Raw genomic sequence first — 13,263 nt, 5'->3', positions numbered from 1 at the left:
GTAGTTTCGCCCCACGGGCGCAGTCGTTGTATGCTGCTCCGGTTGCCCGATCCTGATCGGGCCATTCCCCTGGCAACGCCACTCAAGATCTTCGATCTTCGGATCTCGATCCTCGGCCTGCCGGGATCAACCGTAAGTGCATCTGAAGTCTTTGGAGTGACCCGTGGCTGCCAACTGCGACGTCTGCGGCAAGGGGCCGGGCTTCGGCAACAACATCTCGCACTCGCACCGCCGTACGCCCCGCCGCTGGAACCCGAACATCCAGCGTGTGCGTACCGTGGTCGGCGGGACGCCGAAGCGCGTGAACGCCTGCACCTCGTGCATCAAGGCCGGCAAGGTCTCGCGCTGACGCACATCCCCCGCGTCCCGAACGGGCCGGGGGACCCCGCAGTGCGCGGCCATCGCCGGTTCGCCGCATCGAGTCGGTCCACCTCAGGGTGGGCCGGCTTTTTGCTGCGCCCGCACAGCGGTGCGGCGGCACGGGCGGCGGGCCGCACCGGAGGGGACCGCACCACAGGGGCGTAGCACCCGTACGCCCGTGTCCTCGGCCGACTCCGTACCCGCCCCCGCCCCCGCCCCCGCCCGTACGACGCGGTCAGCGCGGCCGGAAGCGCCAGCCGTGGTCGACGGGCCCGATCCCCCGGCCCAGGGCGAACCCGGCCGCAATGGCCCCGGTGACGTACTCCTTGGCCGCGGTCACCGCCTCGGGCACGGACAGGCCCTTCGCCAGCCCCGCCGCGATGGCGGACGCCAGCGTGCAGCCGGTGCCGTGCGTGTGCCGGTTGTCGTGCCGGGGCGCCCGCAGCCAGTGCTCCCGCGTACCGTCCGTGAGCAGGTCCACGGCGTCCCCGGCCAGGTGCCCGCCCTTGATCAGCACCCAGTCCGGTCCGTACGCCAGCACCGCCCCGGCGGCCTCGCGCATCCCGGACTCCGAATCGACGCGTACGCCAGTGAGTTGGGTCACTTCGTCCAGGTTCGGGGTCGCCACGGTCGCCAGCGGCAGCAGCGCCGTGCGCACCGAGTCCAGCGCCGAGGCGGCCAGCAGCGGATCGCCGTGCTTGGAGACCCCCACCGGGTCGACGACCACGGGCGCGTCCGTCCCGCCGATCAACTCCGCGACCGTCTCGACGAGTTCCGCGGAGGCCAGCATCCCGGTCTTCACCGCCTGGACGCCGATGTCGTCGACGACGCTGCGGTACTGGGCCCGTACCGCCTGCACCGGCAGTTCCCAGGCGCCCTGCACCCCGAGCGAGTTCTGCGCGGTGACCGCGGTGATCACGCTCATGCCGTGCACACCCAGCGCCAGCATCGTCTTCAGGTCGGCCTGAATGCCCGCGCCCCCGCCGGAGTCGGAACCGGCGACCGTCAGCACCCTGGGTGGCGCGCTCATGACTCGATGTCCCCGAAGTGGTCCCAGCCGCCCTTGCGGGTCCACGGCGCGCCGTCGACCGTCACCCGGGGCAGCGCCGAGGGGTTGAGGACCTCGCCGATCACCTTCCAGCGGGCCGGGAGCTTCACGTCCGGCGGGAAGGTCGCCACGATCGCGTGGTCCTCTCCCCCGGTCAGCACCCACTGGAGCGGGTCGACGCCGACGGCCTGCCCGATGTCGTTCATCTGGGTCGGTACGTCCATGGCACCGGAGCGGACGTCTATGCGGACCTTGCTGGCCTCCGCGATGTGCCCGAGGTCGGCGATCAGCCCGTCGCTCACGTCGCACATCGCGGTCGCGCCCAGCGCGGCGGCGGCCGGACCCGCGTGGTAGGGCGGCTCGGGCCGCCGGTGGGCCTCGACGAAGGCGCGCGGCGAGCGGAAGCCGCGGGAGAGCACCGCGTACCCGGCGGCGGACCAGCCGAGCCAGCCGGTGACCGCGACCAGGTCGCCGGGCTGGGCGCCGGCCCGGGTCACCGGTTCCTGGTTGCGCAGATCGCCGAGCGCGGTGATCGACACCATGATCGTGTCGCCGCGCACCACGTCGCCGCCGACCACCGAGGCGCCGGCGACCTGACACTCGTCGCGCAGTCCGTCCATCAGCTCGCTGGGCCAGGTGACCGGGAGTTCGGCGGGCACGACCAGGCCGAGCAGCAGGGCGGTGGGTACGGCGCCCATGGCCGCGATGTCGGCGAGGTTCTGCGCGGCGGCCTTGCGCCCCACGTCGTACGCCGTGGACCAGTCGCGCCGGAAGTGCCGCCCCTCCAGAAGGATGTCGGTGCTCGCCACCACCCGGCGGTCGGGGGCGGCGACCACCGCGGCGTCGTCACCGGGACCTACCCGGACCGCAGGCGTGGTCGTCAGGCGGGAGGTCAGCTCTCTGATGAGCCCGAATTCCCCCAGTTCACCGACAGTGCCCTTCATTGCCCTTTCGCCCCTTCTATACCTTTCCGGCCTGCTCGCACAGTACCTGTCCGTGCCCGCCGGCGATCTGTCCGTGCCCGCTCGCGCTCCGCCGTCGGCCTCGGCACCGCCGGCGCGGCCGTCAACCTCTGTCGCGCCTGCACCCCGGCGCGCGGGCCCTGGTCTGCGCGGGTCTCCCCGCGGCGAGCGGCGACGCGATACCGTGGCGTTCCTTTTCCCCACATGATCCTCGTGGCCGCCCTGGAGGTTCCGTGGTACAGGCGTACATCCTGATCCAGACGGAAGTCGGCAAAGCGTCGACCGTCGCCGAAACGATCAGCAAGCTCCCTGGGGTCATCCAGGCCGAGGACGTGACGGGACCGTATGACGTCATCGTGCGCGCGCAAGCGGACACCGTGGACGAACTCGGCCGCATGGTGGTCGCGAAGGTCCAGCAAGTGGACGGCATCACGCGCACACTGACCTGCCCCATCGTGCATCTGTAGCCCCCGACTACGCTTTGGCCGGTGAACTTCTTCCGGCACCGGCCGCTCGGCCTGCCCGCGCTGGCCCTGCTGATCTCCGTCGCGGGCTGCTCCTCGGCAGACGACAGCGGCACCGTCGCGGTTCCCAGCCCGGACGCGAAGACGGCCGGGCTGTGTCAGAACCTGGACAAGGCGCTGCCGCGGACGCTGGACGGGCGCAGCCGCAACGACCCCGAGCCCCGGTCCGCCTACACGGCGGGCTGGGGAAGCCCGGCGATCATACTGCGCTGCGGTGTCACCCGGCCGCCCAAGATGATCGACCCCAAGGTCGCGAAGGGCGACGACCCCGATGCGATGGCGGGCGCGGTGAACGGCGTGGACTGGCTGATGGAGCAGCAGTCCGACGGCACCTGGCGGTTCACCACGGCCAACCGTCAGGCGTATGTGCAGGTGACCCTGCCGAAGGGGAAGGACGGCCGGCAGAGTTCGCCGGTGCTCGTCGGCCTCGCGCCCGCCGTGAAGGAGGCGATCCCCTCGGGGATCGCCTCCATGACCTGACGCCCCGCGCCCCCGAAGGAGCGCCGGGAACCGCACGGCCGGCCACGGCGCACCGCGGACTGCGGGCCGGCGAGCCACCGCGACCGCTTCGCCGGACCCCTCCCACCTGACTCTCGGCCGAACCCTCCGGTACGGCCGAGCCCTTCGGTGCGGCCGAGCCCTTCGGTGCGGCCTCAGCGCAGTCCCGTGCTGCGCCGCAGCGCCGCCTGCACCAGCAGGTCCACCAACTCGGCGTAGCCGATGCCGGACGCCTGCCACATCTGCGGGTACATCGAGATCGGCGTGAAGCCGGGCATGGTGTTGATCTCGTTGATCACGAACTCGCCGTCCTCGGTGAGGAAGAAGTCCGCGCGGACCAGGCCCTCGCAGGAGGCGGCCTCGAACGCCGCCACCGCGAGCCGCCGCACCTCGGAGGTCTCCTCACCGCTGAGCGGGGCGGGCACGATGCCGGGCGTGGAGTCGATGTACTTCGCCTCGAAGTCGTAGTACGCGTGGGCGTCCGGCGGCGGGATCTCGGCCGGCACGGAGGCCCGCGGCCCGTCCTCGAACTCCAGCACCCCGCACTCGATCTCGCGGCCCCGCAGCGCCGCCTCCACCAGGATCTTCGGGTCGTGCGCACGGGCCGCGGCGATCGCCTCGTCGATACCGGACAGATCGTCGACCTTGGTGATGCCGATCGACGAACCCGCGCGCGCGGGCTTCACGAACAGCGGCCAGCCGTGCTCACCGGCGAAGTCGACGATCCGCCTGCGGGCGGCGGACTCGTCGCGCTCCCACTCCCGCGGCCGGATCACCAGGTAGGGGCCGACCTTCAGGCCGAAGGAGGTGAAGACCCGCTTCATGTACTCCTTGTCCTGGCCGACGGCAGAGGCGAGCACGCCCGAACCCACGTAGGGGACGCCGGACAGCTCCAGCAGCCCCTGGAGGGTGCCGTCCTCACCGTACGGGCCGTGCAGCACCGGGAAGACCACGTCGACCTCGCCCAGCGCCTTGGGCACGGAGCCGGGCTCGCTGTAGACGACCTCGCGGTTGGCGGGATCGACGGAGAGCACCACCGCGCCCTCGCTCGACTCGGCGAGTTCCTCCACCTCGGGCGTGCGGCGTTCGGCGATGGCCATGCGGTCCGGGTCGTCCGCGGTGAGCACCCAACGCCCGTCCCGCGTGATGCCGATCGGCAGCACGTCGTACTTCGTGCGGTCGATGGCACGCAGCACGGCGCCCGCGGTGACCATGGAGATCCCGTGTTCGGAGCTGCGCCCGCCGAACACGACGGCCACACGCGGCTTGCGAGGCTGCTGCTCAGGGCTCTGGGGGAGGTTCTCGGTGCTCATATCGCGATGAGAGTACCGGTTGGTAGAGGCCGGAGACAGTGTCACCCCCGTACGCAAACGGATCAAAAACCGGCTGGTTCGGTCATTTCCGTTCGGTGCTGTTCAGCAGGTCAGCGCCGTTCGCCGTTCGAGCGGTCAGTGCCGTTCGGCCGGTGAGCCGTCCAGTGCCGTTCGGCCGTTCACTGCTGTCCGGCCGGTCGGTGCTGCCCGGCCGGTCGGTGCTGTCCGGCCGGTCGGTGCTGTTCAGCGTCGTTCGGGTTTCGCGCTGCGCGACATCAGCTCCTTGAGGGCCACGACCGGTGGTTTGCCCTCGTGCACGATGCCGACGACCGTCTCCGTGATGGGCATGTCGATGCCGTGCCGACGGGCCAGATCCAGCACGGACTCGCAGGACTTGACGCCCTCGGCGGTCTGCTTGGTGACCGCGACGGTCTCCGCCAGGGTCATCCCCCTGCCCAGGTTGGTGCCGAAGGTGTGGTTGCGGGAGAGCGGCGAGGAACAGGTCGCCACCAGGTCGCCCAGACCGGCGAGTCCGGAGAAGGTCAGCGGATCGGCGCCGAGCGCCGCGCCGAGCCGGGTGGTCTCGGCGAGCCCGCGCGTGATCAGCGAGCCCTTGGCGTTGTCGCCGAGCCCCATGCCGTCGGCGATGCCCACGGCGAGGCCGATGACGTTCTTCACGGCGCCGCCCAGCTCGCAGCCCACCACGTCGGTGTTGGTGTACGGGCGGAAGTACGGCGTGTGGCAGTGGGTCTGCAACCGCCGGGCCACCGCCTCGTCGGTGCAGGCGACGACGGCCGCCGCGGGCATCCGGGTGGCGATCTCACGCGCGAGGTTGGGGCCCGTGACCACGGCGATCCGGTCCCGGCCGACCTTGGCGACGTCCTCGATGACCTCGCTCATCCGCATCGTGGAACCGAGTTCCACGCCCTTCATGAGGGAGACGAGGACGGTACGGGGCGCCAGCAGCGGGGCCCAGGCGGCGAGGTTCTCGCGCAGCGTCTGCGCGGGCAGCGACAGCACCGTGAAGTCGGCGCCGGCGGCGGCCTCGGCGGGATCGGTGGTGGCCCGCAGGTTTCTCGGCAGCTCGACGCCGGGGTGGTAGTCGGGGTTCGCCCGCGCGGAGTTGATCGCCTCGGCGACCTCCGGGCGCCGGGCCCACAGGGTGACGTCGCACCCCGCGTCGGCCAGCACCACCCCGAACGCCGTGCCCCACGAACCGGCGGTGAAGACCGCCGCCTTGACCGGCTCGCTCACTTGCCGCCGTCCCCTTCCTGAACGGTCTGCGCCTGCCTTTCCTCGACGGCCTGCGCCTGCGTCCTGCGCCGCTGGTCGATCCGCTCCCGGCGCGGATCGTACGGCGTCGCGGGCGCCTTCTCGCCGCGGATCTCCTCCAGCAGGCCGGTGACGGCGGCCATGATGACCTCGGTGGCCTCCCTGAGGACGTCCGCGGTCATCTCCTGGCCGTAGAAGCGCGACAGGTCCACCGGCGGGCCCGCGAGCACGTGGTGCGTCTTGCGCGGCAGCAGGTCGGGCTTCTTGGCGTACGGCGGCAGCAGCTCGTTGCAGCCCCACTGGGCGATGGGGACGACCGGGCACCTGGTCTGCAGGGCCACCCGCGCGGCGCCGGTCTTGCCGGTCATGGGCCAGCCGTTCGGGTCGCGGGTGAGGGTGCCCTCGGGGTAGAAGGCGACGCACTCGCCGCGTTCCACCGCGTCGATCGCGGCCCGGAAGGCGCTGAGCGCGTCGGTGCTCTCGCGGTAGACGGGAATCTGTCCGGTACCGCGCATCGCGGCCCCGACGAATCCCTTCTTGAACAGACCGCTCTTCGCCAGGAATCGCGGCACCCGTCCGGTGTTGTACTGATAGTGCGCGTAAGCGAAGGGGTCGATGTGGGAATTATGATTCACCGCGGTGATAAATCCGCCCTCGGCCGGAATGTGCTCCATTCCGCGCCAGTCCCGCTTGATCAGAACCACCAGCGGTGGTTTGCAGATCACCGCGGCGAAGCGGTACCAGAAGCCGATTCTGCGGCGGGACACACGGACACCTTCCTCTAAGGGCCTGGGGAGCCGCACAAGTGTCGCTCCGGGCGGCCTGTCTGTCGAGGACACCGTACGCCCCGCTTCCCGGGCCTTCGGCCGACCCGGGTGACAATGGCCGCGACGAGAGAGGAACGATACGTCAGTGCAGTGGACCTTGGTCATCCCCGTGAAGCCCTTGGCACTGGCCAAGAGCAGACTCGCGGACACCGCCGCGGACGGGCTGCGCCCGGGGCTGGCCCTCGCGTTCGCGCAGGACACGGTGGCCGCCGCGCTGGCCGGCGAGGCGGTACGGGATGTGGCGGTCGTCACCGACGACGCACTGGCCGGCCGGGAACTCGCGGCGCTGGGCGCGCGGATCGTCGCGGACGAACCGGGCGGCGGCCTGAACGCCGCCCTGGCGCACGCGGCCGGGATGGTACGGGCCGCGGACGCGGGGTCCGCGGTGGCGGCGCTGAACGCCGATCTGCCCGCCCTGCGCCCGCCGGAATTGTCCCGGGTACTGGACGCCGCCGCAGAATTCCCGCGCGCCTTTCTCCCCGATGCGGCCGGAATCGGCACGACTCTGCTGACGGCGGCCCCGGGCCTGGAATTGCTCCCGGCTTTCGGCGTCGATTCCCGCGCCCGGCACGGTGCGTCGGGCGCGGTGGAACTCCGGCTGGACGCGGTGGACTCGGTACGGCAGGACGTGGACACCGGCGACGACCTGCGCGCGGCGCTGGCGCTGGGGGTGGGCCCGCGCACCGCGGCCGCGGCCGCGCGGCTGCTGATCCCCGGGCAGTAGGCTGCCGCCATGCAGGCGACCGCGTACACCTACGACCCCGAGACCCGCAGTGGGCAGGTGCTGCTGGACGACGGCACCCCGGTGCCCTTCGACGCGCCGGCGTTCGACGCGGGCGGGCTGCGGCTGCTGCGGCCCGGACAGCGGGTGCGGATCGAGACGGAACCGGCGGACGGCGCCGGGCCGGGCCTGCGGATCACCCTGGTGACCCTCCAGACGCTCTGAGCCGCGGGACCCCCGCACCGGCCCCGTCGGCCCCGCGGTCCCCTTCAGCGCCGCTCCCACCGGGCCCGCCGACACCCCGCAGGCTCCACGAGTCCCCCGAACCCCTCGGTCGGCACCATCCCCCGCGAACGCACTGAGCCCTCGGTCGGCACCATCCCCCGCGAACGCACTGAGTCCTCGGCCGTCCCGGCCCCGCGGACGACCGCCAGCGCCTCCCGACCGGTCCCCGCCGGCCACGCCGGAGCCCGAGGCCCCTCCGGCCTCCCGGCTCCCGATTCCTCCACCCCTCCCCCGGCCCCGGCAAGAGCCGCGGGCCGAGCCCCCGGAACACACCGCGGGCCGGGCTCCCGAGGGAGTCCGGCCCGGCGTGTGAGTGCCCCGCGCGCCTGTGCCTAGCGGGCGGTGGCCTTCTTGGCGGTGGTCTTGCGGCCCGTCGACTTCTTGGCCGGGGCCTTCTTGGCCGTGACCTTCTTCGCCGGGGCCTTCTTGGCCGCCGCCTTCTTGGCGGTGGCCTTCTTCGCCGTGGCCTTCTTGGCGGCCGCGGTGGTCTTCTTGGCGGTCGTCTTCTTGGCCGTGACCTTCTTGGCCGCCGCGGTCGTCTTCTTGGCCGTGATCTTCTTCGCCGGGGCCTTCTTGGCCGCCGCCTTCTTGGCGGTGGCCTTCTTGGCCGCGGCCTTCTTGACCGTCGCGGAAGCAGCGCCGGTCAGGCTGCCCTTGGGCGCCTTCTTGACGGAGACCTCGCCGCTGCGCGGGAGCTTCTTCGAGCCGCTCACCAGGTCCTTGAAGCCCTGACCGGCACGGAAACGCGGTACCGAGGTCTTCTTGACCCGAACCCGCTCGCCCGTCTGGGGGTTGCGGGCGTAACGGGCTGGACGGTCCACCTTCTCGAAGGACCCGAAGCCGGTGACCGAGATCCGGTCGCCCGCGACGACGGCGCGGACGATGGCGTCCAGGACCGCGTCGACAGCATCGGCGGCCTGCTGGCGGCCACCCATCTTGTCGGCAATCGCTTCTACGAGCTGCGCCTTGTTCACGTCTTCCCCTTCGGAGACATCGCCAGAACGAAAGTGTTCAAGCTTTTTCGCACGTTAGGCAGATATATACCGCAAATCAAACACGAAACGGGCTAATCACCCTTGTGCCGCAACGGACTCGGCCCTCTCGGACCGGTTCAGCGTTCCTCTTCGGGGATTCGCCCCGCGTCGAGGTCCGTGGTGAACCGGTCGAGCCGCCTTGCCGCGTCGGCGAGATCGTGCTTGGCCGCAGCCGTAATGACCAGCAGCTTCCGGGTCAGCGCCATCCGTACGCCCTCCGGGACTTGCAGTGCGCGCACCCTTGCGTGCGCTTCCTTCAGTTGGTCCGCGACCGCCGCATAGAGCTGGAGTTGGCCGTCGTGTTCCATGCACAGATTGTGCCATCTGGGGCGAGTTGTCGCCTGCCCAGGGGGCAACTGGCGCCGTTCGCGGCGCTCCTCGGGCCCACCCGGAGCCACTGCCCGGGTGCCCGCCTACCCCGGCAATCGCCCCTCTAACGTGGGGAGTTGGAAGATCTTCCGGGAGGCACCGGGGCCGTTCGGGTGCAGACATGGCTGTACCCCCAATCGTGGCGATCGGGGGTACAGACGGGGTGTTGAGGTGGCCGAAAGTCGACCTGTTGTGGGCCGGAGAATCAGACCTTCAGCGTCCGCGGCTTGTGCGCGGGCCGCTTCGCCTCGTACGCGGCGATGTCGTCCTCGTTCCGGAGGGTGATCGAGATGTCGTCCAGGCCGTTCAGCAGCCGCCAGCGGGAGTTCTCGTCCAGCTCGAAGGCGGCGGTGACGCCCTCGGCGCGCACCTCGCGGCGCTCCAGGTCGACGGTGATCCCGACCTCGGGGTCCCGCTCGGTCAGCTCCCACAGCGCGTCCACGATCTTCTGCTCCAGCACCACTGTGAGCAGGCCGTTCTTCAGCGAGTTACCGCGGAAGATGTCGGCGAACCGGGCGGAGATCACGGCCTTGAAGCCGTAGTTCTGCAGCGCCCAGACGGCGTGCTCACGGGAGGAGCCGGTGCCGAAGTCGGGGCCGGCGACCAGGACGGTGGCACCCTGCCGCTCGGGGCGGTTGAGCACGAACTCCGGGTCCTTGCGCCATGCCTCGAACAGCCCGTCCTCGAATCCGTCCCGAGTGACCTTCTTGAGCCAGTGAGCAGGGATGATCTGGTCGGTGTCGACGTTGCCGCGGCGCAGCGGGACGGCCCGGCCGGTGTGCGTGGTGAATGCTTCCATGATCCTCAGCGACTCTCAGACTTCGGCGGGCGTACGGATGTCGGTCTCGGACAGGTCGGCGGGGGACGCCAGGTGGCCCAGGACCGCCGTCGCGGCCGCGACCTGCGGCGATACCAGATGGGTACGGCCGCCCTTGCCCTGCCGGCCCTCGAAGTTGCGGTTGGAGGTGGACGCGGAACGCTCACCCGGGGCCAGCTGGTCGGGGTTCATGCCCAGGCACATCGAGCAGCCCGCGTGCCGCCATTCGGCCCCGGCCTCCTTGAAGACCACGTCCAGCCCCTCGGAAACGGCCTGCAGACCCACCCGCGCGGAGCCCGGAACGACCAGCATCCGTACGCCGTCGGCGACTTTGCGGTCCTTGAGGACGCCCGCGGCGGCGCGCAGGTCCTCGATGCGCCCATTGGTGCAGGAGCCTACGAAGACGGTGTCCACCTGGATGGAGCGCAGCGTCTGTCCGGCCTCCAACCCCATGTACTCCAGGGCCTTTTCGGCGGCCAGCCGCTCCGAAGCGTCTTCGTACGAAGCCGGGTCGGGGACGGACGCCGAAAGCGGCGCGCCCTGGCCCGGGTTGGTGCCCCAGGTGACGAACGGCGTGAGTTCGTCCGCGTGGATGACGACCTCGGCGTCGAAGACCGCGTCCTCGTCGGTGTGCAGCGTCTTCCAGTACTCCACCGCGGCGTCCCAGTCGGCGCCCTCGGGGGCGTGCGGGCGGCCCTTGAGGTAGGCGAAGGTGGTCTCGTCGGGAGCGATCATGCCCGCGCGGGCGCCGGCCTCGATCGACATGTTGCAGATGGTCATCCGGGCTTCCATCGAGAGCTTCTCGACGGCGGTGCCGCGGTACTCCAGGATGTAGCCCTGGCCGCCGCCGGTGCCGATCTTCGCGATGATCGCCAGGATCAGGTCCTTGGCGGCGACGCCCGCGGGCAGCTCGCCGTCGACCGTGATCGCCATGGTCTTCGGGCGGGCCATGGGCAGCGTCTGGGTGGCCAGCACGTGCTCCACCTGGGAGGTGCCGATGCCGAACGCCAGCGCGCCGAAGGCGCCGTGCGTGGAGGTGTGGGAGTCGCCGCAGACGACCGTCGTACCGGGCTGGGTCAGGCCCAGCTGCGGGCCCACGACGTGCACCACGCCCTGCTCCACGTCGCCCAGCGGGTGCAGCCGCACCCCGAACTCGGCGCAGTTCTTGCGCAGCGTCTCCAGCTGGGCGCGGGAGACCGGGTCCGCGATGGGTTTGTCGATGTCGAGGGTCGGAGTGTTGTGATCCTCGGTCGCGATGGTGAGGTCGAGACGGCGCACCCTGCGGTCGCTCTGCCTGAGGCCGTCGAACGCCTGCGGACTGGTGACCTCGTGCAGCAGGTGCAGATCGATGAAGAGGAGATCGGGCTCGCCCTCGGCGCGCCGGACGACGTGGTCGTCCCAGACCTTCTCCGCGAGTGTCCTACCCATCGCTTTCCCTCCGGTCGGCAGTGCTGCACCGACCCAACTAGAGATTTCCCTGGAAACGGCGCCCGTGCCCCTGTCCTGTGGGCGTCCGTCGCCAAGCCCGCCGGACCGCGGGCCACTGTGTCTTCCAGAGTGGCGCGTTCCACCGGAAATTGAACTTGCGTTTCACAGAGTGAGACGCGAATATCGTTGCATGGACAACAGTAGCGGCGTCGGCGTTCTGGACAAGGCGGCCCTCGTCCTGAGCGCTCTGGAGTCCGGTCCGGCCACCCTCGCAGGTCTGGTCGGGGCCACCGGACTGGCACGACCCACGGCCCACCGGCTGGCCGTGGCGCTGGAACACCACCGCATGGTGGCACGCGACATGCAGGGCCGCTTCATCCTCGGCCCGCGGCTGGCGGAGCTGGCCGCGGCGGCGGGCGAGGACCGCCTGCTGGCGACGGCGGGCCCGGTGCTCACGCATCTGCGCGACATCACCGGCGAGAGCGCCCAGCTCTACCGGCGCCAGGGTGACATGCGCATCTGTGTGGCCGCCGCGGAGCGTCTGTCCGGCCTGCGGGACACCGTCCCGGTCGGTTCCACGCTCACGATGAAGGCGGGCTCGTCCGCGCAGATCCTGCTGGCCTGGGAGGAGCCGGAGCGCCTGCACCGCGGACTGCAGGGCGCCCGTTTCACGGCGACGGCCCTGTCGGGGGTGCGGCGCCGCGGCTGGGCCCAGTCCATCGGCGAGCGCGAGCCGGGCGTGGCGTCGGTCTCCGCGCCCGTGCGCGGCCCCTCGAACCGTGTGGTGGCCGCCGTGTCCGTCTCCGGCCCCATCGAGCGGCTCAGCCGGCACCCGGGCCGGATGCACGCCCAGGCGGTGATCGACGCCGCCGCGCGTCTCTCCGAGGCCCTGCGCCGCTCCGGCTGAGCCTGCCGACCGGACCGTACGGGCACCCAGCGGAACGTACGGGAGCACTTCAGGAGGGTCCGCCTCAACGCCGCGGCAGCCCCTCCCCCGCCCCCGCCGTCCCGCTCTCGCCGGCCGGCCCGCGGACCGCTTGCGCTTCCCCCGCCGCACTCGCTCCGCCGTCCCGACGGAGCGCCGAACTGCCCGCGTCCGACGCCCGGTTGACCAAGGAGGCGGTGGGTACGCGCGGAGCGAATCGCTGCGCGCGGCGGTACGGCTCAGGGTGGGACTCCAGCCGGATGGCACCGGTCGGCTGGAGCGACCCGGGTGACAGGCACCGGCAGACAGCCCCTGAAAACACGACGAAGGGCCCGTCACCGAGATGATGGGCCCTTCGTATCGAGTACCCCCGACCGGATTCGAACCGGCGCTACCGCCTTGAGAGGGCGGCGTGCTAGGCCGCTACACAACGGGGGCGAGGATCTTGCGTTTCCGCAGATCCGAGCTGGTCTACCTGGACTCGAACCAAGACTAACTGAACCAGAATCAGTCGTGCTGCCAATTACACCATAGACCAATGGTGGTTTAGACCATTCAGTACCCCCGACCGGATTCGAACCGGCGCTACCGCCTTGAGAGGGCGGCGTGCTAGGCCGCTACACAACGGGGGCCCTAGCGTCCCAGGATGATCGGGACCGTACCCCCGACCGGATTCGAACCGGCGCTACTGCCTTGAGAGGGCAGCGTGCTAGGCCGCTACACAACGGGGGCTTCGCGGATGAGATCCGCACCTGCAGATGAGCTCTGCGAGCTGGCCTACCTGGACTCGAACCAAGACTAACTGAACCAGAATCAGTCGTGCTGCCAATTACACCATAGGCCACTGGAACGCAAGCCCCGGAGGGGATCTTGTTCTAGT

The 13,263-nt window shown here is 70.8% G+C and carries 15 protein-coding genes and 5 tRNA genes; 6 read left to right on the top strand and 14 right to left on the bottom strand.

Annotation, left to right across the window (positions count from 1 at the left end; all coding sequences use genetic code 11):
- The first annotated feature begins 163 nt into the window (after positions 1-163).
- Positions 164-349, top strand: coding sequence for a 50S ribosomal protein L28 (gene rpmB / locus ACFC09_RS28820; RefSeq protein WP_004924906.1), 186 nt, complete (start codon positions 164-166; stop codon positions 347-349).
- Between the two features lie 246 nt (positions 350-595).
- Here the strand turns inward: rpmB and thiD are convergent, their stop codons facing one another.
- Both thiD and ACFC09_RS28810 read right to left on the bottom strand, forming a co-directional pair.
- Positions 596-1,390 (bottom strand): bifunctional hydroxymethylpyrimidine kinase/phosphomethylpyrimidine kinase, encoded by a 795-nt coding sequence (gene thiD / locus ACFC09_RS28815; protein ID WP_376533247.1) that lies wholly within the window; start codon positions 1,388-1,390, stop codon positions 596-598.
- The gene (locus ACFC09_RS28810; RefSeq protein WP_376533246.1) at positions 1,387-2,352 is read right to left on the bottom strand and encodes a thiamine-phosphate kinase; all 966 of its coding nucleotides are present in this window, start codon (positions 2,350-2,352) and stop codon (positions 1,387-1,389) included. The genes thiD and ACFC09_RS28810 overlap by 4 nt, the downstream gene beginning before the upstream one ends.
- Before the next feature lie 251 nt (positions 2,353-2,603).
- On the opposite strand from ACFC09_RS28810, the gene ACFC09_RS28805 reads away from it, so the two are divergent.
- Both ACFC09_RS28805 and ACFC09_RS28800 read left to right on the top strand, forming a co-directional pair.
- On the top strand, positions 2,604-2,837 hold the full coding sequence (locus tag ACFC09_RS28805) for an Lrp/AsnC family transcriptional regulator (protein WP_376533245.1): 234 nt from the start codon (positions 2,604-2,606) through the stop codon (positions 2,835-2,837).
- A 21-nt stretch (positions 2,838-2,858) separates the two neighbouring features.
- A complete protein-coding gene (locus ACFC09_RS28800; RefSeq protein ID WP_376533244.1) occupies positions 2,859-3,374 on the top strand; it encodes a DUF3515 domain-containing protein in 516 nt (171 codons plus the stop codon).
- A 173-nt stretch (positions 3,375-3,547) separates the two neighbouring features.
- Here the strand turns inward: ACFC09_RS28800 and ACFC09_RS28795 are convergent, their stop codons facing one another.
- The 3 genes from ACFC09_RS28795 to ACFC09_RS28785 all read right to left on the bottom strand — a co-directional run bounded on the left by ACFC09_RS28795 (position 3,548) and on the right by ACFC09_RS28785 (position 6,744).
- Positions 3,548-4,705 carry a D-alanine--D-alanine ligase family protein gene (locus ACFC09_RS28795; protein ID WP_376533243.1) on the bottom strand — a complete coding sequence of 386 codons (1,158 nt, stop codon included), beginning with the start codon at positions 4,703-4,705 and terminating at the stop codon, positions 3,548-3,550.
- A 243-nt stretch (positions 4,706-4,948) separates the two neighbouring features.
- A complete protein-coding gene (locus ACFC09_RS28790; protein ID WP_376533242.1) occupies positions 4,949-5,959 on the bottom strand; it encodes an NAD(P)H-dependent glycerol-3-phosphate dehydrogenase in 1,011 nt (336 codons plus the stop codon).
- Positions 5,956-6,744: a lysophospholipid acyltransferase family protein gene (locus tag ACFC09_RS28785; RefSeq protein ID WP_376533241.1), complete on the bottom strand. Its 789-nt coding sequence runs from the start codon at positions 6,742-6,744 to the stop codon at positions 5,956-5,958. The genes ACFC09_RS28790 and ACFC09_RS28785 overlap by 4 nt, the downstream gene beginning before the upstream one ends.
- A gap of 145 nt (positions 6,745-6,889) precedes the next feature.
- Between ACFC09_RS28785 and cofC the strand changes: the two genes are divergently transcribed.
- Together cofC and ACFC09_RS28775 are read left to right on the top strand one after the other, a co-directional pair.
- Positions 6,890-7,528, top strand: a complete 639-nt coding sequence (gene cofC / locus ACFC09_RS28780) for a 2-phospho-L-lactate guanylyltransferase (RefSeq protein ID WP_376533240.1) — start codon at positions 6,890-6,892, stop codon at positions 7,526-7,528.
- A gap of 9 nt (positions 7,529-7,537) precedes the next feature.
- Positions 7,538-7,750 carry a hypothetical protein gene (locus tag ACFC09_RS28775; protein WP_121890790.1) on the top strand — a complete coding sequence of 71 codons (213 nt, stop codon included), beginning with the start codon at positions 7,538-7,540 and terminating at the stop codon, positions 7,748-7,750.
- A gap of 392 nt (positions 7,751-8,142) precedes the next feature.
- Here ACFC09_RS28775 and ACFC09_RS28770 read toward each other — a convergent pair whose 3' ends face one another.
- The 4 genes from ACFC09_RS28770 to leuC all read right to left on the bottom strand — a co-directional run bounded on the left by ACFC09_RS28770 (position 8,143) and on the right by leuC (position 11,458).
- A complete protein-coding gene (locus ACFC09_RS28770) occupies positions 8,143-8,784 on the bottom strand; it encodes an HU family DNA-binding protein (protein ID WP_376533239.1) in 642 nt (213 codons plus the stop codon).
- A 137-nt stretch (positions 8,785-8,921) separates the two neighbouring features.
- Positions 8,922-9,152, bottom strand: coding sequence for a hypothetical protein (locus ACFC09_RS28765; RefSeq protein WP_376533238.1), 231 nt, complete (start codon positions 9,150-9,152; stop codon positions 8,922-8,924).
- A 266-nt stretch (positions 9,153-9,418) separates the two neighbouring features.
- Positions 9,419-10,012, bottom strand: a complete 594-nt coding sequence (gene leuD, locus ACFC09_RS28760) for a 3-isopropylmalate dehydratase small subunit (protein ID WP_376533237.1) — start codon at positions 10,010-10,012, stop codon at positions 9,419-9,421.
- Between the two features lie 15 nt (positions 10,013-10,027).
- Positions 10,028-11,458, bottom strand: coding sequence for a 3-isopropylmalate dehydratase large subunit (gene leuC / locus ACFC09_RS28755; protein ID WP_376533236.1), 1,431 nt, complete (start codon positions 11,456-11,458; stop codon positions 10,028-10,030).
- Between the two features lie 190 nt (positions 11,459-11,648).
- On the opposite strand from leuC, the gene ndgR reads away from it, so the two are divergent.
- Positions 11,649-12,365, top strand: a complete 717-nt coding sequence (gene ndgR, locus ACFC09_RS28750) for an IclR family transcriptional regulator NdgR (protein WP_376533235.1) — start codon at positions 11,649-11,651, stop codon at positions 12,363-12,365.
- A 383-nt stretch (positions 12,366-12,748) separates the two neighbouring features.
- Here the strand turns inward: ndgR and ACFC09_RS28745 are convergent.
- From ACFC09_RS28745 to ACFC09_RS28725, 5 genes are all read right to left on the bottom strand, one after another.
- Positions 12,749-12,821, bottom strand: a tRNA-Glu gene (locus tag ACFC09_RS28745).
- A 28-nt stretch (positions 12,822-12,849) separates the two neighbouring features.
- Positions 12,850-12,921 (bottom strand) — tRNA-Gln (locus ACFC09_RS28740).
- 21 nt (positions 12,922-12,942) lie between these two features.
- A tRNA-Glu gene (locus tag ACFC09_RS28735) sits at positions 12,943-13,015 on the bottom strand.
- A 27-nt stretch (positions 13,016-13,042) separates the two neighbouring features.
- Positions 13,043-13,115, bottom strand: a tRNA-Glu gene (locus ACFC09_RS28730).
- Positions 13,116-13,155: 40 nt separating this feature from the next.
- Positions 13,156-13,227 (bottom strand) — tRNA-Gln (locus ACFC09_RS28725).
- Positions 13,228-13,263 lie beyond the last annotated feature (36 nt).

Source organism: Streptomyces sp. NPDC056161 (genome assembly GCF_042268025.1).
Classification (GTDB): Bacteria; Actinomycetota; Actinomycetes; order Streptomycetales; family Streptomycetaceae; genus Streptomyces.
The sequence above is the reverse complement of the archived record's forward strand: the minus strand, read 5'-3'. Positions and strand labels throughout refer to the sequence as shown.